The organism is Variovorax sp. KBW07 (assembly GCF_003852515.1).
Taxonomy (GTDB): domain Bacteria; phylum Pseudomonadota; class Gammaproteobacteria; order Burkholderiales; family Burkholderiaceae_C; genus Variovorax.
The window spans coordinates 1-22962 of the sequence record NZ_QAJK01000104.1 but is presented as its reverse complement, the minus strand read 5'-3'; the positions used below and the strand labels follow the sequence as shown (position 1 = coordinate 22962).

The 22962-nt window shown below is 66.4% G+C and carries 20 protein-coding genes; 13 read left to right on the top strand and 7 right to left on the bottom strand.

Going from position 1 to position 22962, the window contains the following annotated elements; genetic code table 11:
- Nucleotides 1-99 precede the first annotated feature (99 nt).
- From DBV14_RS20895 to DBV14_RS20850, 10 genes are all read left to right on the top strand, one after another.
- A complete protein-coding gene (locus DBV14_RS20895) occupies nt 100-1497 on the top strand; it encodes a multicopper oxidase family protein (RefSeq protein ID WP_124461655.1) in 1398 nt (465 codons plus the stop codon).
- A 30-nt stretch (nt 1498-1527) separates the two neighbouring features.
- Nucleotides 1528-2052: a plastocyanin/azurin family copper-binding protein gene (locus DBV14_RS20890; protein WP_124461653.1), complete on the top strand. Its 525-nt coding sequence runs from the start codon at nt 1528-1530 to the stop codon at nt 2050-2052.
- A 33-nt stretch (nt 2053-2085) separates the two neighbouring features.
- Complete coding sequence (locus tag DBV14_RS20885; protein ID WP_124461651.1) at nt 2086-2553, top strand: DUF411 domain-containing protein; 468 nt, start codon at nt 2086-2088, stop codon at nt 2551-2553.
- A 36-nt stretch (nt 2554-2589) separates the two neighbouring features.
- Complete coding sequence (locus DBV14_RS20880; RefSeq protein WP_124461649.1) at nt 2590-2880, top strand: copper-binding protein; 291 nt, start codon at nt 2590-2592, stop codon at nt 2878-2880.
- 70 nt (nt 2881-2950) lie between these two features.
- Complete coding sequence (locus tag DBV14_RS20875) at nt 2951-3934, top strand: acetyl-CoA carboxylase carboxyltransferase subunit alpha (protein ID WP_124461647.1); 984 nt, start codon at nt 2951-2953, stop codon at nt 3932-3934.
- A 107-nt stretch (nt 3935-4041) separates the two neighbouring features.
- Nucleotides 4042-5088, top strand: a complete 1047-nt coding sequence (locus tag DBV14_RS20870) for a P1 family peptidase (protein WP_124461645.1) — start codon at nt 4042-4044, stop codon at nt 5086-5088.
- A 59-nt stretch (nt 5089-5147) separates the two neighbouring features.
- A complete protein-coding gene (locus DBV14_RS20865) occupies nt 5148-6533 on the top strand; it encodes a TAXI family TRAP transporter solute-binding subunit (protein WP_124461643.1) in 1386 nt (461 codons plus the stop codon).
- Nucleotides 6534-6543: 10 nt separating this feature from the next.
- Nucleotides 6544-8346 carry an aminodeoxychorismate synthase component I gene (gene pabB, locus DBV14_RS20860; RefSeq protein ID WP_260397152.1) on the top strand — a complete coding sequence of 601 codons (1803 nt, stop codon included), beginning with the start codon at nt 6544-6546 and terminating at the stop codon, nt 8344-8346.
- Nucleotides 8347-8397: 51 nt separating this feature from the next.
- Nucleotides 8398-8919 (top strand): MerR family transcriptional regulator, encoded by a 522-nt coding sequence (locus tag DBV14_RS20855; protein WP_124461639.1) that lies wholly within the window; start codon nt 8398-8400, stop codon nt 8917-8919.
- Nucleotides 8825-9289 (top strand): carboxymuconolactone decarboxylase family protein, encoded by a 465-nt coding sequence (locus DBV14_RS20850; protein WP_124461637.1) that lies wholly within the window; start codon nt 8825-8827, stop codon nt 9287-9289. The genes DBV14_RS20855 and DBV14_RS20850 overlap by 95 nt, the downstream gene beginning before the upstream one ends.
- A gap of 69 nt (nt 9290-9358) precedes the next feature.
- On the opposite strand, the gene ettA is transcribed toward DBV14_RS20850, so the two are convergent.
- Nucleotides 9359-11020 carry an energy-dependent translational throttle protein EttA gene (ettA, locus tag DBV14_RS20845; RefSeq protein ID WP_124461635.1) on the bottom strand — a complete coding sequence of 554 codons (1662 nt, stop codon included), beginning with the start codon at nt 11018-11020 and terminating at the stop codon, nt 9359-9361.
- A 298-nt stretch (nt 11021-11318) separates the two neighbouring features.
- Between ettA and DBV14_RS20840 the strand changes: the two genes are divergently transcribed.
- A complete protein-coding gene (locus tag DBV14_RS20840; protein ID WP_124461634.1) occupies nt 11319-13136 on the top strand; it encodes a DEAD/DEAH box helicase in 1818 nt (605 codons plus the stop codon).
- A 106-nt stretch (nt 13137-13242) separates the two neighbouring features.
- Here DBV14_RS20840 and DBV14_RS20835 read toward each other — a convergent pair whose 3' ends face one another.
- Nucleotides 13243-14631 carry a hypothetical protein gene (locus DBV14_RS20835; protein WP_124461633.1) on the bottom strand — a complete coding sequence of 463 codons (1389 nt, stop codon included), beginning with the start codon at nt 14629-14631 and terminating at the stop codon, nt 13243-13245.
- A 130-nt stretch (nt 14632-14761) separates the two neighbouring features.
- Here DBV14_RS20835 and DBV14_RS20830 point away from each other — a divergent pair, with 130 nt between their 5' ends.
- Nucleotides 14762-15802 carry an endonuclease/exonuclease/phosphatase family protein gene (locus DBV14_RS20830; RefSeq protein ID WP_124461632.1) on the top strand — a complete coding sequence of 347 codons (1041 nt, stop codon included), beginning with the start codon at nt 14762-14764 and terminating at the stop codon, nt 15800-15802.
- A 19-nt stretch (nt 15803-15821) separates the two neighbouring features.
- Here DBV14_RS20830 and DBV14_RS20825 read toward each other — a convergent pair whose 3' ends face one another.
- The 5 genes from DBV14_RS20825 to DBV14_RS20805 all read right to left on the bottom strand — a co-directional run bounded on the left by DBV14_RS20825 (nt 15822) and on the right by DBV14_RS20805 (nt 20919).
- Nucleotides 15822-16892, bottom strand: coding sequence for an ABC transporter ATP-binding protein (locus tag DBV14_RS20825; protein ID WP_124461631.1), 1071 nt, complete (start codon nt 16890-16892; stop codon nt 15822-15824).
- Nucleotides 16893-16911: 19 nt separating this feature from the next.
- Nucleotides 16912-17763 (bottom strand): carbohydrate ABC transporter permease, encoded by an 852-nt coding sequence (locus tag DBV14_RS20820; protein WP_124461630.1) that lies wholly within the window; start codon nt 17761-17763, stop codon nt 16912-16914.
- A complete protein-coding gene (locus tag DBV14_RS20815; protein ID WP_124461628.1) occupies nt 17760-18635 on the bottom strand; it encodes a carbohydrate ABC transporter permease in 876 nt (291 codons plus the stop codon). The genes DBV14_RS20820 and DBV14_RS20815 overlap by 4 nt, the downstream gene beginning before the upstream one ends.
- 58 nt (nt 18636-18693) lie before the next feature.
- Nucleotides 18694-20076: an ABC transporter substrate-binding protein gene (locus tag DBV14_RS20810; RefSeq protein WP_124461626.1), complete on the bottom strand. Its 1383-nt coding sequence runs from the start codon at nt 20074-20076 to the stop codon at nt 18694-18696.
- A 99-nt stretch (nt 20077-20175) separates the two neighbouring features.
- A complete protein-coding gene (locus DBV14_RS20805; RefSeq protein WP_124461624.1) occupies nt 20176-20919 on the bottom strand; it encodes a FadR/GntR family transcriptional regulator in 744 nt (247 codons plus the stop codon).
- A gap of 149 nt (nt 20920-21068) precedes the next feature.
- On the opposite strand from DBV14_RS20805, the gene DBV14_RS20800 reads away from it, so the two are divergent.
- Nucleotides 21069-22805, top strand: a complete 1737-nt coding sequence (locus DBV14_RS20800; protein ID WP_124461622.1) for an IlvD/Edd family dehydratase — start codon at nt 21069-21071, stop codon at nt 22803-22805.
- Nucleotides 22806-22962: the final 157 nt, after the last annotated feature.

The following is a 22962-nucleotide window of genomic DNA, read 5'->3' as shown; positions in this document are numbered from 1 at the left end:
CGGAGGGGACCACCCGGTGTCGTCCGCACGCGCCCCGAATGAATCCGCACCCGCACCCGTACCCAGCCCCCTCGCAGCCCTCCCGCAAGGACAACTGAAATGAACCGACGCAACTTCTTCGCGGGCGCTGCCACGGCCGTCGCCGCGACCACCGTCAGCCGCGTATCGATGGCTGCCCTGCCCGAGCCCGTGACGCAAAGCTCCACCGCCACCGCGCCACCGCTCGTGCCGCCGAACGGCCGGCCGTACAACCCCGTCGTCACCCTCAACGGCTGGACGCTACCCTGGCGCATGAACGCCGGCGTCAAGGAATTTCACCTTGTCGCCGAGCCTGTCGTGCGCGAAATGGCGCCCGGCTTCAAGGTCAACATGTGGGGCTACAACGGCCAGTCGCCCGGCCCGACCATCGAGGTCGTCGAGGGCGACAGGGTCCGCATCTACGTCACCAACAAGCTGCCCGAACACACCACCGTGCACTGGCACGGCCAGCGCCTGCCCAATGGCATGGATGGCGTGGGCGGCATCACGCAGCCGCACATTCCGCCGGGCAAGACCTTCGTCTACGAGTTCACCGCGCGGCGGCCCGGCACCTTCATGTACCACCCGCATGCCGACGAAATGGTGCAGATGGCCATGGGAATGATGGGCTTCTGGGTCACGCATCCGAAGGCGGAGCATCCGCTCATCGAGACCGTGCAGCGCGACTTCTGCTTTCTGCTCGGCAGCTTCGACGTCGAGCCCGGCAGCGCCACGCCCAAGGTCAACACCATGACCGACTTCAACATCTGGAGCTTCAACAGCCGCGTGTTCCCGGCCATCGACACGCTCAACGTGCGCAAGGGCGACCGCGTGCGCATTCGCGCGGGCAACCTCACGATGACCAACCACCCCATCCACATACACGGCCACGAGTTCGAGGTCACGGGCACCGACGGCGGCCCGGTGCCGCGCACGGCGCGCTGGCCCGAGGTGTCGGTCGACGTGGCGGTGGGCCAGATGCGGCAGATGGAGTTCATTGCCGACGAGGAAGGCGACTGGGCACTGCATTGCCACAAGGCGCACCACACCATGGGGCCGATGGGTCACGACGTGCCGACCATGATCGGCGTGGACCACAAGGGCGTGGCCGAAAAAATCAGGAAGCTCGTGCCCGACTACATGGTGATGGGCGACAAGGGCATGGCCGACATGGGCGAGATGGAAATGCCCATTCCCGACAACACGCTGCCGATGATGACCGGCACCGGCCCCTTCGGCTCGGCCGAGATGGGCGGCATGTTCACGCTGCTCAAGGTGCGGCGCGACCAGAAGGCGGGCGACTACCGCGACCCGGGCTGGTTCAAGCACCCGGCCGGGACCGTCGCGCGCGAAGTGCCGGGCGCGGCCGTGCCGCCGGCCACGCGCAATGCGCCTTCGGCCAAGGACGGCGGCAGCAACAGCGGCAAGACCGACGCCACGGTGCGAAAGCCTTCGGGCCACGGCGCCCACAACCACTGAACCGACGATCAATTTTCCGGAGCCCATTTCATGAACAAGACATTCGCATCCCTGGCCGCCTGCCTCGTTTTCGCGGCAACGACGGCCACCACCACCACGGCGCAGGCCCACGAAAACCACGGCGCCAAGCCGCGTACGGCAACAGCAACGGCAGCGCCCGAGCAGAAGCCCTGGGGCATCGCCGGCGAAGCGCGCGCGGTGAAACGCACCATCGACATCGCGATGGCCGACGACATGACGTTCACGCCCTCGGTGATCGAAGTGCGCGAGGGCGACACCCTTCGCCTCCGGCTGAAGAACCGTGGCAAGGAACTGCACGAACTGGTGCTGGGCACCACGGCCGAGATCGAGGCGCACGCGGCCATGATGAAGAAATTTCCCGACATGGAGCACAACGACCCGTGGATGGTCCACGTGCCCGCCGGCAAGACCGGCGACATGGTCTGGACCTTCAACCGCGCCGGCGACTTCGACTTCGCCTGCCTGGTGAAGGACCACTACGAACTGGGCATGGCCGGCCGCATCCGCGTGCTGGCCGCCGCGCCCAAGCGTTGAGACAACCGAAGAAAAGACAGAAAGGAAAAACCCATGCAACGACGAACACTGCTGAAGCGCGCCGCCCCGCTGCTGGCGCTGGCCGCCACGGCCACGCTGCCGATGGCCGCCCTGGCCGCGGCACCGATGGTCGAGATCTGGAAAGACCCGAACTGCGGCTGTTGCCAGGACTGGGTCAGGCACCTGAACAAGAACGGCCTGGCCACGCGCGTGCACGACGAAGGCAACAGCGCCGCGCGCGAACGGCTGGGCGTGCCCGCCAAGCTGGGCTCGTGCCACACCGGCCGGGTTGGCGGCTATGCCATCGAGGGCCATGTGCCCGCGCGCGAGGTGCATCGCCTGCTGAAGGAAAAGCCCAAGGCCATCGGCCTCGCGGTGCCCGGCATGCCGGTCGGCTCGCCCGGCATGGACGGCGCCGCCTATGGCGACCAGCGCGATCCGTACGACGTGCTGCTGGTGCTGGCCGATGGCAGCACGCGCGTCTACCAGAGCTATCGCTGAAGCCCCCTCCTCATACCTATAGCAAGGACATTTCCCATGAAAAAAATTCTCACCGCCCTGTCGGCCGCCCTGCTTGCCGCCGCCGCTTTTGCACAGGCCGCACTGCCGTCAGTCGACGGCGAAGTGCGCAAGATCGATACCGAAACGAACAAGATCACGCTGAAGCACGGCGACATCCAGAATCTCGACATGACCGGCATGACGATGGTCTTCCGCGTGAAAGACCCGGCCCTGCTGGCCAAGGTGAAGGCCGGCGACAAGGTGCGCTTCACGGCCGACAAGGTCGATGGCGCGCTGACCGTGCTGTCGATCGACCCGGCGAACTGAGTCCGGCCGGGGAGCCCGTCGCCGCATCCCTAGAATGCGGCGACGAACACGCCGGACACAGGAACAGAACTTGCCCAAACGAAGCTATCTCGACTTCGAACAACCCATCGCGGACCTCGAATCAAGAATCGAGGCATTGCGATCGATGCAGGAAGGCTCCGCGGTCGATATCTCCCAGGAAATCGACCAGCTCGACAAGAAGGGCCAGCAGCTCACCAAGGACATCTACGGCGAGCTCACGCCCTGGCAGGTCTTCAAGATCGCGCGGCACCCCGAACGCCCGCTCACGCTCGACTACATCCAGGCCATCTTCACCGACTTCGTGGAGATGCACGGCGACCGCCACTACGCCGACGACATGGCGCTGGTGGGCGGGCTGGCCCGCTTCAACGGCACGCCCTGCATGGTGCTGGGCCACCAGCGCGGCGCCGACACCCGCGAGCGCGTGCTGCGCAACTACGGCATGTGCAAGCCCGAGGGGTATCGCAAGGCATTGCGCCTGATGAAGACGGCTGAAAAATTCGGCCTGCCGGTTTTCACCTTCGTGGACACCATGGGCGCCTACCCCGGCATCGATGCCGAGGAGCGCGGGCAGTCCGAAGCCATTGGCCGCAACATCCTGGAAATGGCGCAGCTTGAAGTGCCGATCATCACCACCGTGATCGGCGAAGGCGGCTCCGGCGGCGCGCTCGGCATTGCCGTGGCCGACCAGATGCTGATGCTGCAGTACGCCGTGTATTCGGTGATCAGCCCCGAAGGCTGCGCGTCGATTCTCTGGAAGACCAGCGAACGGGCGCAAGACGCCGCCGAGGCCCTGGGCATCACCGCCCCGCGGCTGAAGGCGCTGGGCCTGATCGACAAGATCGTGAACGAACCGGTCGGCGGTGCCCACCGCGATCCGAAGCAGGCCGCGGCCTCGCTCAAGCGCGCCCTGGGCGACGCGCTGCGGCAGCTGTCCGACCTGAAGCCCCAGGCGCTGCTCGACCAGCGCTACGAGAAGCTGCAGGGCTACGGGCGCTTCATGGACATCAAGGCCGGCGCAAGCGGTCGCTGACGGGCACTGGCGGTCGCTGACGGGCACTGGCGCCGACGACGGAAGAAACTACTTCTTGCAACTGCCAGGGCGACGGTGACGAAGGCGCGGTCTCATAATCGGCCGCCATGTCAGCCCCCTCTTCTTCTCCCTCCCGCTCCTCCAGCCCCGCCGATTCCGCCGGCTCGATCACCGACGTCGCCGGCATCGAGGTCGGCCATTTCTCCGACACCCGCCGCCCCACCGGCTGCACCGTGATCATGGCGCGCGAAGGCGCCGTGGGCGGCGTGGACGTGCGTGGCGCGGCCCCTGGCACGCGCGAGACCGACCTGCTGGCCCCCGGCAACCTGGTGCAGCACGTGCACGCCGTGATGCTCGCGGGCGGCAGCGCCTGGGGCCTGGCCGCCGCCGAGGGCGCCATGCGCTGGATGGAAGAGCGCGGCATCGGCATGGACGTGCGCTTCGGCACCCTGCCCATCGTGCCCGCCGCGGTGCTGTTCGACCTGCCGATGGGCGATGCACGCATCCGCCCCGACGCGGCCGCCGGCTACGCGGCCTGCGAAGCGGCAAGCACCGCCGCCCCGGCCGAAGGCAACGTGGGCGCCGGCACCGGCGCGCTGGTGGGCAAGCTGTTCGGCGTGAACCGCGCAATGAAGGGCGGCGTCGGCACCGCGTCGGTCACGGTGGGCGGCGTCACGGTGGGCGCGCTGATCGCGGTCAATTCGCTGGGCGACGTGATCGACCACAACACCGGCCAGCCCGTGGCCGGTGCCCGCACCGAAGACGGCAAGGCCCTGCTCGACACGCGCCGCGCACTGCTGCGCGGCGACCTGCCCAAGCCCCTGCTGGCGGGCACCAACACCACCATCGGCGTGATCGCCACCGACGCCATGCTGACCAAGGTGCAAGCCAACCGGCTCGCCAACGTGTCACACGACGGGCTGGCGCGCGCCATCAACCCGGTGCACACCATGAGCGACGGCGACACCCTGTTCGCGCTGGCCACCGGCCGCGTGCCGCTGGAAGGCAATGCACCGGGCATGACCGTGCTGAGCACCATGGCGGCCGAGGTGGTGGCCATTGCCACGCTGCGCGCGGTGCATGCGGCACGCAGCGTCACGGTGGGCGACCTGCACGTTCCCTCGGCCGCCGACCTGGCCCCGGCGCGCGGTTGAGCGGCGGCGCGACGAAGCGGCACAGTGGCTGAAACAAAGAGAAAAAAGAAAGGACCACCATGGCGTTCCCCAGGACCCTGAAGCTGATCCTGCTGTCGATCCGGGACCTGATCGCCTCGGCGGGGCCGATCGTGTTTCTCGTCATCGGCCTGCTGATCGCGGCCTACTGGTGGTTGCAGCCGCAGCCTCCGAAGCACGTGACGCTGGCCACCGGCCCGACGGGCAGCGCCTACGCGCAGTTCGGCAAGCGCTATGCGGAGGCACTGAAGCACAGCGGCATCGAGGTCGAACTGAAAGCCACCTCTGGCTCGACCGAGAACCTGCAGCTGCTGCGCACCGGCGGCGCCGACGTGGGCTTCGTGCGCGGCGGCAGCGCCGACCCGGTGGCCGACGAGGAGGCCGGCCTCAACTCGCTCGGCAGCCTGTTTTTCGAGCCGGTCTGGCTGTTCTACCGCACCGACTCGGCGCAGAAGATCGACCGCAAGACCGCCACGCTGACATCGCTCACGCAATTGCGCGGCCTGCGCGTGAACGTCGACATGCCGGGCAGCGGGCTGCCCGAGATCATGGAGCGCCTGTTCAAGGCCAACAAGCTCGGGCCCGACGACGTGCTGCTGTCGAACCTCGAACAAGCCTCGGCCGCGGCGGCGCTGGACGCCGGGTTGCTCGACGCCATCGTGCTGTCTTCGGCGCCGCAGTCGCCGCAGGTGCAGCACCTGCTGCGCTCGGGCGAGATCAAGCTCATGGACTTCGGCCAGGCCGATGCCTATTCGCGGCGCTTTCCGTTCCTGTCGGCGGTCACGCTGCCGCGCGGCGTGGTCGACCTCTCCAAAGACCTGCCGCCGCACGACGTGACGCTGCTCGCAGCCACGACGTCGCTGCTGTCGCGCGAGGAAACCCATCCGGCGCTGCGCCAGCTGTTCGCGCAGGCGGCGCAAACAGTGCACAGTGGCGCCGGCTGGTTCAATCGTGCACGCGATTTTCCGAACACGCGCACCAGCGAACTGCCGGTGAGCCCCGAAGGCGACCGCGCGATCAACGGCACGCCGCCGGTCTGGCAGCGCTACCTGCCGTTCTGGGCCAGCAACCTGGTCGAGCGCATGTGGCTGGTGCTGGGTGGCCTGCTGGTGCTGATGCTGCCGCTGAGCCGCGTGATTCCGCCGCTGTACCAGTTCCGCGTGCGGCGCCGCGTGTTCCGCTGGTACGCGCGGCTGCGCGACATCGAGGGCAAGGTGGACGCCCGGCGCGGCGAGCGCGACGCGCTGCTCAAGGAGCTCGATGAACTCGACCGCGTGGTCAACAAGGTGGCCGTGCCGCTGTCTTACGCCGACGAGCTTTATGCGCTGCGCAACAACATCTACGCGGTGCGCAAGCGGGTGCTGGCGGGCTCGCCGCCCAAGGCCGATTCAACGGACAGCCAACCGGGTGCGACCGAAGCTGCCTGACGCGTTGCCGGTGCAGGCGCTGATCGATTTCGCCGAACCGCGAAGCGACGGCAAGACCCGGCTGCGTGCGGCCTTCGATGCGCCTTCGCGCGTGCTGGTGGCACGCACGCCAACCGAAGTGCGGCCGGTGCTGGAAGCCGTCGAGGCGCTGTCCCGCGAGGGGCGCTGGTGCGTGGGCTACCTGCGTTATGAAGCGGCTGCCGCTTTCGACCCCGCGTTCGCGGTGCACGCGGCCGATGGGCCACTGGCGTGGTTCGGCGTGCATGACGCGCCGTTGCCATGGCCTTCGGCGCAGGCATCCGATGCGTTGCCGGTGCTCGCGGTCGAATGGCAATCCACGCTGTCGCGTGCCGCGTTCGACCGGAACATGGAGGCCATCCACCGCGCCATCGGCAATGGCGAGCTCTACCAGCTCAACTACACGGCACCGCTGCGCGCCGCGTTCGATGGTGCTGACCCGCTGGCCTGGTTCATGGCCCTGAAACGGGCGCAGCCGAATGGCTACGCCGCCTTCATCAACACCGGCGGCGAGCAGGTGCTGTCGGTGTCACCCGAGCTGTTCTTCGACTGGCAGGGCGAGCGCATCCTGGCCCGCCCCATGAAAGGCACCGCCCCGCGCGGCGCGACGCCCGCCGAAGACGAGGCGCTGGCCTTGCAACTGCGCAGCGTGCCCAAGGAACGGGCCGAGAACGTGATGATCGTCGACCTGATCCGCAACGACCTCTCGCGCGTGGCGCAGCCTTTTTCGGTGCGCGTGCCCCGGCTCTTCCACACCGAGGCATTGCCGACGGTGTGGCAGATGACCTCCGACGTCGAGGCGAAGGTGCGCGACGGCACCTCGCTGGTGGACGTGTTCGCGGCGCTGTTCCCGTGCGGCTCGATCACCGGGGCGCCGAAGGTCAGTGCGATGCGGCTGATCCGCGGCCTGGAGCCCGAGGCGCGTGGCGTTTATTGCGGCGCGGTGGGCGTGGTGCGTCCGGGCGGCCACGCGACCTTCAACGTGCCGATACGCACCGTGACGCTGCGCGGCACCGAGGCGCGCTGCGGCATCGGCAGCGGCATCACGGCCGATGCGCGTGCGGATGCGGAATGGGACGAATGGCGCCACAAGCGGGCCTTCCTGGGCCGCGGCCATGCGCCTGTCGGGCCTGTCGGGCCTGTCGCGCCTGTATCGTCCGGGGCCATGACCCCCTTCGAACTGCTCGAAACCTTGGCACTGGCCGATGGCGACCTGCGCGACGCCTCCGCGCACCTGGCGCGCATGCGCCATGCCGCCGCGCACTTCGGCTACGCATGGAACGAGTCGCTCGTGGCCGCCTGCCTGGCGCGCCTGCGCGACGCCCACCCGGCGGGCTCGTGGCGCGTGCGCCTGCTGCTCGACGCGCAAGGCCAGCCCCGCGCCGAAGCCTTTGCCATGGACGCGGCGCCGGCGCGCGTGCGGCTTCAGCTGGCCTCTCGTGCGTTCGACGAAGCACAAAGCGAGTTCTCGCGCTTCAAGACCACGCGGCGCGCGCACTACGAGGCCTTCGCGCCGACGCAGGCCGGCGTGTTCGACACGCTGCTCTGGAACCACGATGGCGAAGTCACCGAATGCACGCGCGGCAACATCGCCCTGCTGCTCGATGGCCGCTGGGTTACGCCGCCGCTGCACTGCGGGCTGCTGGACGGCATCGGCCGCGCCCGCCGCATCCGCGAAGGGCAGCTTGCCGAAGCCATCGTGCGGGTGGACGATCTGCCCCGGGTGCAGGCCCTGGCCTTCGTGAACAGCCTGCGCGGCTGGCTCGATGCCGACCTGCACCTTTCGCAAAAATAGTTCGACAAGGCGCTTGACTTGGAGCGCGCTCTAACTTTGAGATTCAACGCCATGGAAACCAGCCTGACCATTGCGGAAGTCGCCCGGCGCACCGGCCTCACGGCCTACACGCTGCGCTACTACGAACGCATCGGGCTGATTGCCGCGGTGTCCCGTGCACCGGGCGGTCAGCGGCGCTATGCGAGCGCCGACATGGACTGGCTGGCTTTCCTGTTGCGCCTGCGCGAAACCGGCATGCCCATCCAGGGCATGCAGGCCTTCGCCGGGCTTCGAAGCCAGGGGGACGCCAGCGTGAGCGAACGGCGCGAGATGCTCGAGCAGCACCTCGCCGAGGTTCAGGCCAGGGTGCGGGCGCTGCAGCAATCGGTGCAGGCGCTTTCGCTCAAGATCGCGCACTACCGCGCGATCGAGGCCAAGGCCAAGGTCGAGACGAAGCGCCCCTCGTTGTCGGGCCAAGGCCCGGAAAGAAAGACGAGCGATGACGAACACACAAGCAAGCCTGAAGAACCCCAGCAGCAACGACGACCAGCGCTACGCGCGCGGGCTGGCCAGGCTCCAGGAAATCGACGGTGAAGGCGGCATCAAGGTGGTCGAGAGCCTGGCCGGCATCGCGCCCGATTTCGCCCGCCTGCTGATCGAATTTCCGTTCGGCGACATCTACTCGCGCCCCGGCCTCGACCTGCGTGCCCGCGAGATCGCGGTGGTGGCCGCGCTCACGGCCATGGGCAATGCGGCACCACAGTTGAAGGTGCACATCCAGGGCGCGCTGAACGTCGGCGTCACGCGCACCGAAGTGGTCGAAGTCATCATGCAGATGGCGGTGTACGCGGGCTTTCCGGCCGCGCTGAACGGGCTCACGGCGGCGCGCGAAGTGTTTGCGGCGGACGATGAAAAAAGCGCGCGGCCCCTTGCGGAACCGCGCGCTCTTACTGAGACAGCTTGAGGGGTGGTTGGAGGCCGTCGGCCCCCACCCCGGCCCTCCCCCGGGAGGGGAGGGAGAAAAGACCAGGCCTTACTTGAGGGCCTTGTAGCGCATGCGTTTCGGCTTGGCGCCTTCTTCGCCGAGGCGCTTCTTCTTGTCGGCTTCGTACTCCTGGTAGTTGCCGTCGAAGAAGGTCCACTGGCTGTCGCCTTCGGCGGCCAGGATGTGCGTGGCGATACGGTCGAGGAACCAGCGGTCATGGCTGATGACCATGACGGTGCCGGCGAACTCGAGCAGCGCGTCTTCGAGCGCGCGCAGGGTTTCGACGTCCAGGTCGTTCGACGGTTCGTCAAGCAGCAGCACGTTGCCGCCAGCGATCAGCGTCTTGGCCAGGTGCAGGCGGCCGCGTTCACCGCCCGACAGCGTGCCGACCTTCTTCTGCTGGTCCGCGCCGTTGAAGTTGAAGCGGCCCGCATACGCGCGGCTGGCCATCTGGAACTTGCCGACGTTGATGATGTCCAGGCCGTTCGAGATGTCTTCCCACACGGTCTTCTGGTTGGCCAGTTCGTCGCGGTGCTGGTCGACGAAGGCCATCTTGACGGTCGAGCCGATGACGACTTCGCCGGTGTCCGGCTGTTCCTTGCCCGCGAGCAGCTTGAAGAGCGTCGACTTGCCGGCGCCGTTCGGGCCGATGATGCCGACGATGGCGCCCGGCGGCACGGTGAAGCTCAGGTTGTCGATCAGCATGCGGTCGCCGAAGGACTTGCTGACGCCGTGGAACTCGAACACCTGCTGGCCCAGCCGCTCCGCCACGGGAATGAAGATTTCCTGCGTTTCGTTGCGCTTCTGGTATTCCATGTCGCTCAGCTCTTCGAAGCGGGCCAGGCGCGACTTGCTCTTGGCCTGGCGTGCCTTCGGGTTCTGGCGCGACCACTCCAGTTCCTTCTTCAGGGCCTTGGCGTGGGCTTCTTCGCTCTTTTGCTCCTGCGCCAGGCGTTCGCCCTTCTGCTCGAGCCAGGTGCTGTAGTTGCCCTTCCAGGGAATGCCGCGACCGCGGTCCATTTCCAGGATCCATTCGGCCGCGTTGTCCAGGAAGTAGCGATCGTGGGTGATGGCCACCACGGTGCCCGTGAAGCGCTGCAGGAACACTTCGAGCCACTCCACCGATTCGGCGTCCAGGTGGTTGGTCGGCTCGTCGAGCAGCAGCATGTCGGGCTTGGACAGCAACAGGCGGCACAGCGCCACGCGCCGCTTTTCACCGCCCGAGAGCAGGCCGATCTTGGCGTCCCACGGCGGCAAGCGCAGTGCGTCGGCGGCAATTTCGAGCTGATGTTCGGAATCGGTGCCGGCGGTGGCGATGATGGCTTCGAGCTGGGCCTGCTCGGCCGCCAGCGCGTCGAAATCGGCGTCTTCGGCGCCATAGGCGATGTACACCTCTTCAAGGCGCGCCTTGGCCGCGAACACTGCGCCCATGGACTCCTCGACCGATTCGCGCACCGTGTGCTCGGCGTTGAGCTTGGGCTCCTGCTCCAGGTAGCCGATGGTCATTCCCGGCATGGGCAGTGCCTCGCCCTCGAACTCCTTGTCCACACCCGCCATGATCTTGAGCAGCGTCGACTTGCCCGAGCCGTTCAGACCGAGCACGCCGATCTTGGCGCCGGGGAAGAAAGAGAGCGAAATGTCTTTCAAGAGCTGCCGCTTGGGCGGCACGGTCTTGCTGACGCGGTTCATCGAATAGACGTATTGAGCCATCTGGGGGTAGTTACCTTGGGTACAAAGATTCGGGAAAAAGCGCGGGCGCCAGAAAAGACCATTCAGGAGGCATTCGGGCGCGGCAAACCACCGATTATCGACTCATGCGACAATAGGCACCGTTGCCGGGTCCAGTTGCCCGCAACACCGGCTCTCTGCCGGGGACGAAGAAGGCCCTTTTTTACAACGGGTTTTCCGGCTCCCACCCCTGACCTTCATCTGCCTTGACTGGCTCGGCGTCAACAAGACGCCAAGCGGGCCGATGCCACTGCGCCGTGTATGGCGCTTATTGTTTCCAATGAATTTTGACGAACTGAAGCTGGCTCCCGCCATCTTGAAGGCTGTGCACGAGCACGGTTACGACACCCCGACCCCCATCCAGGCGCAAGCCATCCCCGCCGTGCTCGAAGGTCATGACCTGCTCGGCGGCGCCCAGACCGGCACCGGCAAGACGGCCGCCTTCACGCTGCCCATGCTGCACAAGCTCACCATGAGCCGCAGCGCCACCAACAAGTTCGGCGGCGTCGGCATCCGTGCCCTGGTGCTCACCCCCACCCGCGAACTCGCGGCCCAGGTCGAAGAGTCCGTGCGCACCTACGGCAAGTACCTGCAGCTCGACTCGACCGTGATCTTCGGCGGCGTCGGCATGAACCCGCAGATCAGCAAGCTCAAGAAGGGTGTCGACATCCTCGTGGCCACCCCCGGCCGCCTGCTCGACCTGCAACAGCAAGGCATGCTCGACCTGAGCCAGGTCCAGATGCTGATCCTCGACGAAGCCGACCGCATGCTCGACATGGGCTTCATCCACGACGTGAAGAAGATCCTGGCGCTGGTGCCCAAGGAAAAGCAGAGCCTGCTGTTCTCGGCCACCTTCAGCGACGAAATTCGCGATCTGGCCGCCACGCTGCTCAAGAACCCGCAGAGCATCCAGGTCACGCCGCGCAACACCACCGTGCAGCGCATCACCCAGGTGATCCACCCCGTGGGCCGCGGCAAGAAGAAGGCGCTGCTCGCGCACATCATCAACGAGAACAAGTGGAGCCAGGTGCTCGTGTTCACGCGCACCAAGTTCGGTGCCAACAGCGTGGCCGAATTCCTCACCAAGAACGGCATCGAGGCGATGGCGCTGCACGGCAACAAAAGCCAGAGCGCCCGCACGCAGGCGCTGGCCGGCTTCAAGAGCGGCGACATCCGCGCGCTGGTGGCCACCGACATCGCGGCCCGCGGCATCGACATCGACGAGCTGCCGCACGTCGTGAACTACGAAATCCCGAACGTCAGCGAAGACTACGTTCACCGCATCGGCCGCACCGGCCGTGCCGGCTCGAGCGGCGAGGCCGTGAGCTTCGTGTGCCTGGACGAAGAAGGCTTCATGCAGGAAATCGAACGCTTCACCAAGCAGACGATTCCGGTGCAGCTGGTCGAGGGCTTCGGTCCTGAAGACGGCGAACGCGCCGAGCCGATCGCCATGGGTCGCCAGACGATCTGGGGCGGCGCCGGCCGTCCGCCGAGCCGCGACGTGATGCAGGCAGCCGCCAAGGCCGCACGCACCGAGATGCTGTCGCGCATCCGCGAGAACAAGGCCGGCCAGGGTGGCGGCGAGCGCGCTGGTGGCGGTGGCGGCGGCGGTCAACGCCGTGGCGGCGGCCAGGGCGGCGGCGGTGGTGGCGGCGGTCAAGGCCGCAATGCCAATGGCGGCGGCCAGGGCCAAGGCCCGCGCGGCCAGGGTGCACGCCCGGCGCAAGGCCGTGGCCCGCAAGGTCCGGCACGCACGCCGCACCATGCGCCCCAGCATCAACAACAGAACCATCTGCCGCATGACGAGCGCCAACCGCGCCATCACGGCAACAGCCACAGCCCGACGCAGGCCAACCAGGTCGCGCACCTGCGCGCCGAAGCGGTCGCCGGTGGCGACGGCCAGCCCGATCCGTTGCGCACGAGCGTCGACCACATGGGTGGCGGCCGTGGACGCGGCCGCCCGGGTGGCGGTGGTGGTGGCGGCTACGGCGGCAACCGTTCGGGCGGCGGTGGCCGTTCGGGTGGCGGCGGTGGTGGCTACGGCGGTGGCGGCGGTGGCCGCTCCGGCGGCGGCGGTGGCCGTTCGTTCGGTCGCTAAGACGCGGCAGGCAGCACGCTTCTACGGCAATTGAAAAAGGGCACTTCGGTGCCCTTTTCCTTTGTGCTCCCGCAGGAGAGCGCACGCCGATGCGCCACGGCTGCGCTCACTGCTCGACCGCAGTGATCTTCTTGATGCTTTCCGAAAGCGGCTTGCCCACCACCTCCCGCAGCTGCAGGGCATAGCCGTAGTCGCCCAGATACACGTAGGTGCTGGTCCGTTCGAGCGAGTCGGGCTGCATGCGGCACTCCAGGCGCCGGGCGTCGCCGCTCAGGGTGGGATGAAGCTCGGCGGCCGCGCTCACGCCGACGACTTTGCAGACCGTCGTGTAGTCGTAGGTCGTTCCGCCGATCATGCTGAGCAGGCTCAGCTTCTTCGTGGCGTAGCGCAACTCCGAGCCCACGGCCATGCGTTGCCAGTCGCCCGTCAACGTGAGATCGGTCGTGGCCTGGCTGATCGTGTCGGAGCCGGGAAGAAAGTTGACGAAGCTGCTCACGTCGATCAGCCCCAGGAACGAAGCCGCCTGCGACCGCGTGCCATCCGAGCGACCCGTGCCGGTCTTTTCCCGGGTCCGGAACATGGAAGCTGTCGCGTCCGGCGCAATCTGCAGCTCGTCGCGGGTCGGCGTCGCTTTTCCGTCGCGGGTCCATGTGCCTTCGAGCACGACACCCTTCAGGCGCTTGGGCGCCGGCGCAAGCCCCAGCTGCGAGATGGCGTTCAGCACCGCCGGGCTCGGCGGCGTCAGGCCTGTGGGGTCGGGCAGCGCCTTGGCGCGAGCCGTGAAGGCTGGCAACGCCTGCCGTTCCGCTGCCCCGCCGCAGGCCGCCTTGAAGAGCGCCTTGTAGTCCGCGTTCGTGTCGCCGCCGACCGTGTTCGACCTGGCCTTGTCGCCCTCGACCCGGCCGTCCGTGACGCGGCCGCGCTCGTCGATGTCGAAGCCGCTCACCTGCGCATAGGACTGCGACGGGCACGCGAGCCAGAAGCGCTCGCGCTTCTGGCCGAAGGGTGCCCGGTAAGGCGGGTCGAAGTCCATGCGCGGATAGTCGAACGCGCCCCAGAAGAGCAAGGCGCCGTCGGATGTCTCGATGCTCGCGATGTCGATGAGCGTGAATGTGCCGTCCGCGCTGCGTTGCACCTCGCGCCAATCGAGCGGCGCCGCGCGGCATGCGCGCTCGACCGCCGGCTGCGCCTTCAGGGCCAACGCCTGGCGCTCATCAAGCTCCTTGCGCACGCCATGGCGCCGGCCGGTCACCGGATAGCTGCGGCCGGTGCGCAGGTCGGAGTAGAGCAACCACGCCTGCGGCGCATCGCACGCGACCGTGAAGTTGCGCGTCTCGGGCCCATCTTTCAGGGCAAAGGACACATGGTCGTCGACGCGCAGCAGGCTGTGTTCGACAAGGCTGCCGCCGAAGGACATCGATGGATAGCTCCTGGACGCGCAGCCGGCAACGAGCAGCGCCGCCACGGCGCAGGTGGTGATCTGGATGAGCTTCATGCATTCCGCGCTGGGCGGCTCCCCGGTTTCGTTGTTGTTTCTTGCGGCCGGCCTCGCCATCGAATGACATGGATGACGTAGCGCGCGCACCTCAGCCTGAAATCCTAACCCGGGACACAATCGTGTTTCCATGCAATACATCCCACCCAACTACGCCACGCTCTTCGTAGCCACCTGCAACCTTCTCAATCTCGCTAACCCGAACCGCGTGTACTACGAGAACCAGGACGCCTACAACGAGCGCGAGTACGAGCGAAAGATCGACTGGATCGGCGAGCGCTTCCATGCGCTCAATGCCGACGTGCTCGCGGTGCAGGAGGTGTGGGACGAAGCGGCCCTTAAAGCCGCCATCGCACGCAGCGGCCTGCGCTACGACTTCGTCTCGGTGCCCGGCGCCGAGAACTCGCCGCCGCCCGCAAGCCCGCCGGGCACGCCCGGACGCCCCGGTGCGCAGGGCACGCCGCGCGTCGGCATCGCGACGCGGCTGCAGGTGGAGCACACCCAGTCTTTCGTCGACTTTCCGCCCGGCTTCGGTGTCGAGGTGCCCGGGCTGGGCCCGCACACGCGCTTCGAGCGCCCGCCCCTGCTGGCCACGCTGCGCATGAAGCACGGCCAGCTGGTGCACGTGCTGACGGTGCACCTGAAATCCAAGCGGCCGAAGTTCCTGCAGGACGCGCAGGGCAACCACCTCGAAGACCGCGACGACCGCAAGGTGGGCGTGATGGCTTCGCTGCGCTCGCTGCTGATGCGCGGCGCCGAAGCCGCGGCCCTGCGCTGCATCGTCATCGACCTGCTGCAGGGCACGAACGTGCCGCTGGTGGTGATGGGCGACTTCAACGACAACCCGCACAGCGTGACCACGCAACTGGTGGCCGCGACCTCCGAAGTCGCCTACGACAAGGCCGCGCGCGACGTGGCGCTGTTCAACGCCTACGAGATGCAGGGCGAGTCGGCGCTGAAGAAAGACGTGGCCTATTCGCACATTCACCAGGGCTTTCCCGACGTGCTCGACCAGATCCTCGTGAGCGAGGAGTTCGTCGCGAGCAGCCGCCACAGCCTGGGCGACGTGCGGCGGGTCGACTACTTCAACGACCACCTGCACGAAGGGCGCGACCGCTCGCGCTCGGACCACGGATTCGTGCGCGCACTGCTGCGGCTGCGCACGGCCTGAACCCGGTCACGGGGCCGGATCAACCCATGCGCTTGCCGGTCTGCCGGTCGAACAGGTGCACGCTCTCGGCGTCGATTGCCAGGCGCACGATGTCGTCGGGCCGCGCATCGACCCGGCCGTGCACCGCCAGCACCAGCTTGGCTTCGCCGACCTGCACCAGCAGCTCGGTCTCGGCGCCCGTGGGCTCGACCACGATCACCTTGGCCTCCACGCCGCTCGAGCCGCCACCCAGCGTGATGTCGCCGGGGCGAATGCCGTAGTGCACCGGTTGCCCGTCGGGCGCCGGAGTGCCCAGCGGCACAGGCCAGCGCGCGCCCTGCGCCTCGACATGGCATTCGTCGCCCGAGCGCCGCACCGTGCCCTCGATGACGTTCATCGACGGCGAGCCGATGAACTGCGCAACGAACAGGTTGTCGGGGCGGTCGTACAGGTCGAGCGGCGTACCGATCTGCTCGACGATGCCGTCGTGCATCACCACGATGCGGTCGGCCATGGTCATGGCCTCGATCTGGTCGTGCGTCACGTACACCGTGGTGGTCTTCAGGCGCTGGTGCAGCGCCTTGATCTCGGCACGCATCGCCACGCGCAGCTTGGCGTCGAGGTTCGACAGCGGTTCGTCGAACAGAAAGACCTTCGGGTCGCGCACGATGGCGCGCCCCATCGCCACGCGCTGCCGCTGGCCACCCGACAGTTCGCGCGGGTAGCGCCCCAGCAGCGCATCGAGGTTGAGAATCTTCGCGGCCCGCGCCACGCGCTCGTCGGTCACCGACTTCTCGGCGTTGCGCAGCCGCAGGCTGAAGCCCATGTTCTCGCCCACCGTCATGTGCGGATACAGCGCGTAGCTCTGGAACACCATCGCGATGTCGCGGTCCTTCGACTCGAGATCGTTGACCACGCGGCCGTCGATCATGATCTCGCCGCCGCTGATGTCTTCCAGACCCGCGAGCATGCGCAGCAAGGTCGACTTGCCACAGCCCGAAGGCCCGACCAGCACCACGAACTCGCCATCGGTGATGTCGAAGCCCAGGCCCTTGATGATCTGGGTCTTGCCGAAGGATTTCTGGATATTGCGAAAAGATACGGAAGCCATGTGTTGTCCCTGAAATCGTTCAGCTCTTGACGGCGCCGGCCGTCAGGCCACCCACCATGTAGCGCTTGAATGCGTAGTAGATGGCCGCGGGCGGCAGTGCGTAGATGAGGCCTGTGGCCATCAGCAGTTCCCATGGCGAATCGTCGGCCGACAGGAAATTGCCGAGCGCCACCGCCAGCGTCACGCTCTTGTCGTTCGACAGCAGCAGGAACGCATAGAGGTACTCGTTCCACGCCAGCAGCAGCGAGTACGTGCCCACCGCCACCAGCGACGGCACCATCAGCGGCAGGTACACCAGGCGGAACAGTTGCAGCGGCGAGGCACCGTCCATGCGCGCCGCTTCGTCCAGCTCGTAGGGCAATTTGTCGGACGCCTGCTTCAGCACCCAGATGCAGTACGGCGAAGCAATGGTCACCATCGCCAGGATCAGCGCCCACTGGCTGTTCAGCAGCCCGTAGTTGCCCATCGTCTTGTACATGGGCACCGCCAGGAAGGCCGCGGGAATGAAGTAGGTGAACAGCGCCAGGTTCATCACCGTGCGCCCTCCCCTCACCCGCAGCCGGCTGATGGCAAAGGCCGCCGTGGTCGCCACGAACAGCGTGATGGCGCCCACCGACACCGCGATCAGCAGCGAGTTGCCCAGCTGCACCCAGAAGTGGTCGAGGTAGAAATGCTTCTGCTGGAACACGATGCGGAAGTTGTCCAGCGTCGGGTTCTTGGGCCACAGGTGGCCCGAGGTCGCGGAGTCTTTCGACGAGATCGCGAACAGCACCATGTGGTAGACCGGGATCAGCGTCCACAGCAGCACCGGAATGCCGATGAGCAGCAGCTTGGCCTCGGTCGCTACAGACTTGAAAGTCCAGCGTTTCATTTCGAGAGCCTCTTCATCATGAAGTACACGAGCGGCAATACGAGAGGTAGTGCCACCACGATGGATGCCATCGACAGGTCGACCTGGTCGAGCCGCAGGTAACGGATGCCCAAGGTGGCCAGCACGTGCGTCAGGTCGGCAGGGCCGCCGCCGGTGAGCAGGTACACGCTGTTGAAGTCGCCCAGCGTCCAGATCATCGAAAGAATGAGCGAGGTGATGTAGAGCGTCTTCAGCGCCGGCCAGCTCACGAAGCGGAATTTCTGCCACGACGAAGCACCGTCGACCGACGCGGCCTCGTACTGCTCCGTGGGAATGGCCAGCCGCCCCGCCACCAGGATCAGCGTCCAGAACGGCAGCGACTTCCAGATGTGCACCAGCATTGCGAAGCCCAGCGCCAGCGTCGGGTCGTTGAGCCAGTTGGGTCCGTCGGCGCCGGTCAGCCGGAAGATGGTGCTGTTGATCACGCCCCACTCTGGGTTCAGCATGAAGCGGAACGACAGGATGGTGGGAATCGACGGCATCGCCCACGGCAGGATGAAGATCGCCGAGACGACCTTGATCCACCAGCGCGACTGCACGAAGAAGCCCGACAGCACCAGTGCCACGAGCATCTTGAGGTTGATCGCCACCACCAGGAAGATGGCGGTGTTGATCACCGAGCGGAAGAAGATCGGGTCTTCGACCAGCCTCACGTAGCTTTGCGGATGGCGCGCGAGCCACAGCCCGTACCCCACCGGGTAGAGCACGAACACCACGAACACCAGCAGGTAGGGCACGACCATCACCGCGCCCCAGAACTGCCAGCGCGCGTGCCGTGCGCCAAGATTGACAACAGGCGCCGGGGACGGCGCGGCGGTGGCAGTAGAGCTCATGCGAAGCAGCCGCTGGTGTGGGTGATGGCGTGAATGCCGTGAATACCGTGCAGCGGGCTTACTGCGCCGCTACCGTCTTGATGCGCGCGATCATCTCGTCGACCGCCTTGTCCACCGGCACCTTGTCGGTGACGATGCGGCTCATGGCCTTGGCCCAGACGTTCTCGTTGTTGATCACGGTGAAGCGGTAGTTCTTGGTGAACTCGAAGGTCACGGTGCCGGCGGCGTACTGGTTGAACACCGACTTGCGGTGCGAATCGGCCTGCCAGAACGGGCTGGCCTGCCCCGCTTTTGTCACCGGGAACCAGCGGCCCAGCGATCCCTCGACGTACGGTGTGAGGTTTTCTTCCTGCATCAGGAAGGCCACGAACTCCTTGGCGCGCGCCTTGTTCTTGGCGTCCTTGAACACCACGCCGGTCTTCACCGCAGTGCGGTAGACCATCTTGCCGCCGTCGGGCTTGTTCGGGAAACCGGCCGTGCGAATGCGCTCGGTGTAGTTCTTGCGGGCCTCTTCACGCTGCTCGGGCGTGAGCGTGGCGTTGTTCGAATCGTCGAGCCACTTGGCCGGCAGCGAGATGGTCGCGTTGTGCGTCATCACGGTCGTCTTGTTGTGGAAGGCGACGTTGTTGTCCGGGTCCTTCCAGCTCGTGGACGATGGCGGCGTGCAGCCCGTGAGGTAGGGCTTGGTGTAGTCGGTCATGGCGCTGATGAGGCCGGTGCGCACCTTCGGGTCGTCGACCAGCAGCTTGCCGTTGTCGTCGACCAGCTTCACGTTGTAGGCGTCCATGAAGGTCAGGAACGAATAGAACGCGTCGCTCGAATCGACACCCATCGGCATACCGATGCCGAAGTTGCGCTTGCCGCTTGCCTTGCGGCTGGCGGGCTGCACCTTCTCGCACCAGAACGACCAGTAGTCGTTCCAGGTGGTGGGGATGTCGCTTTCCTTGAAGCCGGCCTCGGCGAGCATGTCGAGCCAGTACTCGATGTGCATCGTCTGCTGCTTGATGGGGAAGGCGTAGTACGCCTTGCCCTTGGTCTGGTTGTTGTACAGGTACGTGGTTTCCAGCGTGTTGGGCGCGAAGCGGTCCTTCTGGGGCGTGAGCACGCTGCCGATGTCTTCGAGCTTGCCGTCGTAGGCCCACTTGCCGGTGACCTGGAAGTCGTACACGTCGGCATAGGCCACGTCGGGCGGGCTGCCGGAATCGAGCGCGGACACGGTCTTGGGAATCATGTCCTGCACCGGGTACTGCGACAGCTCGATCTTCACGTTCTTGTTCTTCTCCTCGAACTTCCTGATGGCGGCGAACAGCGCTTCGTCCTCCGCCTTGTAGAAGCCCTTGACCCACCAGACGGTGAGTTTTTCCTGAGCGGCGGCATTGCCCGACGCGATCAGGCCCAGCGCGACCAGCGTCGGCGCAATCAGCGACTTGACGAGTTTCATGGTGTCTCCTTCTTCTTGGTGGAAATGCTCGGGGGGCGAGCGTAGGTTGAAAGAACCGGATGCAAACAGCGGACAAACGCGAAGACGGCGCCGACGGGGCTAGCTGGCCTTGAGCCTTGGTGGCGGCCGGCTCAGGCGCGGCAATCGGCGGCGGGAGCCGAGCACGTCCTCGATGTCCTGGCGTGCGCCGTCAATGAGCCGGATAACCGCGGCTTCGGCCTTGGCCGGGTCGTGCGCGATCACCGCGTCGAGCACCGCGCGGTGCAGCGGCAATGACAGCGCGGGGCCGTCGGGCTTGGCCGTCGATATTTCGAAGCTGGTGCGCAGCAGCGCATTGAGCGCCTTGCTCATCTGCGCCAGCATGCGGTTGCGCGCGGCACTCAGCAGGCCGTTGTGAAAGCGCAGGTCGAAGGTGACGTAGTCGCCACCGTTTTCGACAGCGTCTTTCATGCCTGCGTAGGCCAGCTCTATTTCTTCGATTTCTTCGGGGCCCGCGCGCTCCGCAGCAAGGCGCACCGCCGCGGGCTCGACCACGCGGCGCAAGTCCTGCAGGTCGCGCAGGAACTCGGGCGTAAGGCCGGCGCGTGCCTGCCAGGTGATGACGTCGGGGTCGAACCAGTTCCACTTGTCCTTGGGCAGCACGCGCGTGCCGACTTTCGGCCCCGTGACGATCAGCCCCTTGGCCGCGAGCGACTTGATGGCCTCGCGCACCACGGTGCGGCTCACGCCAAGTTCTTCGCCCAGGATCGGCTCCGCGGGGATCGATGCACCGATCGCATAGCGACCCGCCACCACGGCTTCACCGAGCAGCTCGAGCGTGCGGCCGTGGATGTTCTTGATCATGTGCGATGTGAATTTCGGTATGCCGCCGATCCAAAAAACCAAGGCTCTGGCAGGCTCTCCGCGCTTATCATATGATGATTGAAATTGCATTTCGGCAGGGCAAACCCTGAGGTTTGCCGCCATAAAACCAGCAGTCGGAGACAAACCCCATGAGCACAATCCCAAAGAAAAAAGCCGGCGAATTGCGCAGCCAGCAATGGTTCGGCCGCAACGATCGCGACGGCTTCATCTATCGCAGCTGGATGAAAGGCAAAGGCGTGCCGCACGACCAGTTCGACGGTCGCCCGGTCATCGGCATCTGCAACACATTCAGCGAACTCACGCCCTGCAACTCGCACTTCCGCACGCTCGCCGAGCAGGTGAAGATCGGCGTCTACGAGGCGGGCGGCTTCCCCCTTGAATTTCCCGTGATGTCGCTCGGCGAAACCTTGCTTCGCCCCACCGCCATGCTGTATCGCAACCTCGCGAGCATGGACGTGGAAGAGAGCATTCGCGGCAATCCGCTCGACGGCGTGGTGCTGCTCATGGGCTGCGACAAGACCACGCCCGCGCTCATGATGGGCGCCGCCAGCGTCGACCTGCCGACCATCGGCGTGTCGGGCGGCCCGATGCTGTCGGGCAAGTGGCGCGGGCAGGAGCTGGGCTCGGGCACCGGCGTGTGGCAGATGAGCGAGCAGGTGCGCGCCGGCACGCTCAAGCTGCAGGAATTCTTCGAGGCCGAGAGCTGCATGCACCGCAGCCACGGCCACTGCATGACGATGGGCACGGCCAGCACCATGGCCTGCATGGTGGAGTCGCTGGGCATCGGCCTGCCGGGCAACGCGGCCTACCCCGCCGTCGATGGCCGCCGCAACGTGCTCGCACGGCAGGCGGGCCGGCGCATCGTCGACATGGTGCATGAAGACATGAACATGTCGAAGATCCTCACGCGCCAGGCGATCGAGAACGCGATCAAGGTCAACGCGGCCGTCGGTGGCTCGACCAATCTCGTCATCCACCTGCTGGCCATTGCGGGGCGCATCGGCGTCGACCTCACGCTCGACGACTTCGACCGCCTGGCTTCCGAACTGCCCTGCCTGCTGAACCTGCAGCCCTCGGGCCAGTACCTGATGGAAGACTTCTGCTACGCGGGCGGCCTGCCGGTGGTGATCAAGGAAATTGCCGAGCATCTGCACAAGGACATCCTCACGGTCACGGGCCAGAGCGTGTGGGAGAACGTGAAGGACGCCGAAAACTACGGCCCGCAGGTCATCCGCACGATGGCGGAGCCCTTCAAGGAAAGCGCCGGCATCTGCGTGCTGCGCGGCAACCTGGCCCCCAACGGCGCGATCATCAAGCCCAGCGCGGCCACGCCGGAGCTGCTGGTGCACAAGGGCCGCGCGGTGGTGTTCGAGAGCGCCGAAGACCTGCACAAGCGCATCGACGACGAGAACCTGGACATCGACGAGCACTGCATCATGGTGCTGAAGAATTGCGGCCCCAAGGGCTACCCGGGCATGGCGGAGGCAGGCAACATGCCATTGCCGCCGAAGGTGCTGCGCAAGGGCATCACGGACATGGTCCGCATCAGCGACGCACGCATGAGCGGCACGGCCTACGGAACGGTGGTGCTGCACACGGCGCCCGAGGCTGCGGCGGGCGGGCCACTCGCACTGGTGCAGGACGGTGACATCGTCGAGCTGGACGTGCCGAATCGCAGGCTGCATCTGCATGTGAGCGACGAAGAACTGGCGAAGCGTCGCGAGAAGTGGGTCGCACCGAAGGCTCCGCTCGATTCGGGCTACTGGAAGCTGTATGTCGACACGGTGCTGCAGGCCGACCAGGGGGCCGACCTGGCTTTCTTGCGTGGTCGCCGTGGGGCTTTTGTGCCTCGCGACAATCACTAGGCGTGATTCGGGGGCGCTGCTGTTCAGGGCGACGCCCACGCCGACGGTGTGCTCTGCTCCGCGAATGTCCCCCGCTTCGCTCCTCCTTTATTTCGCTGCGCAGAGCACACCATCCGCGTGAGCGTCATCAGAGTGGTCGTTGATCAGCGGTACACCA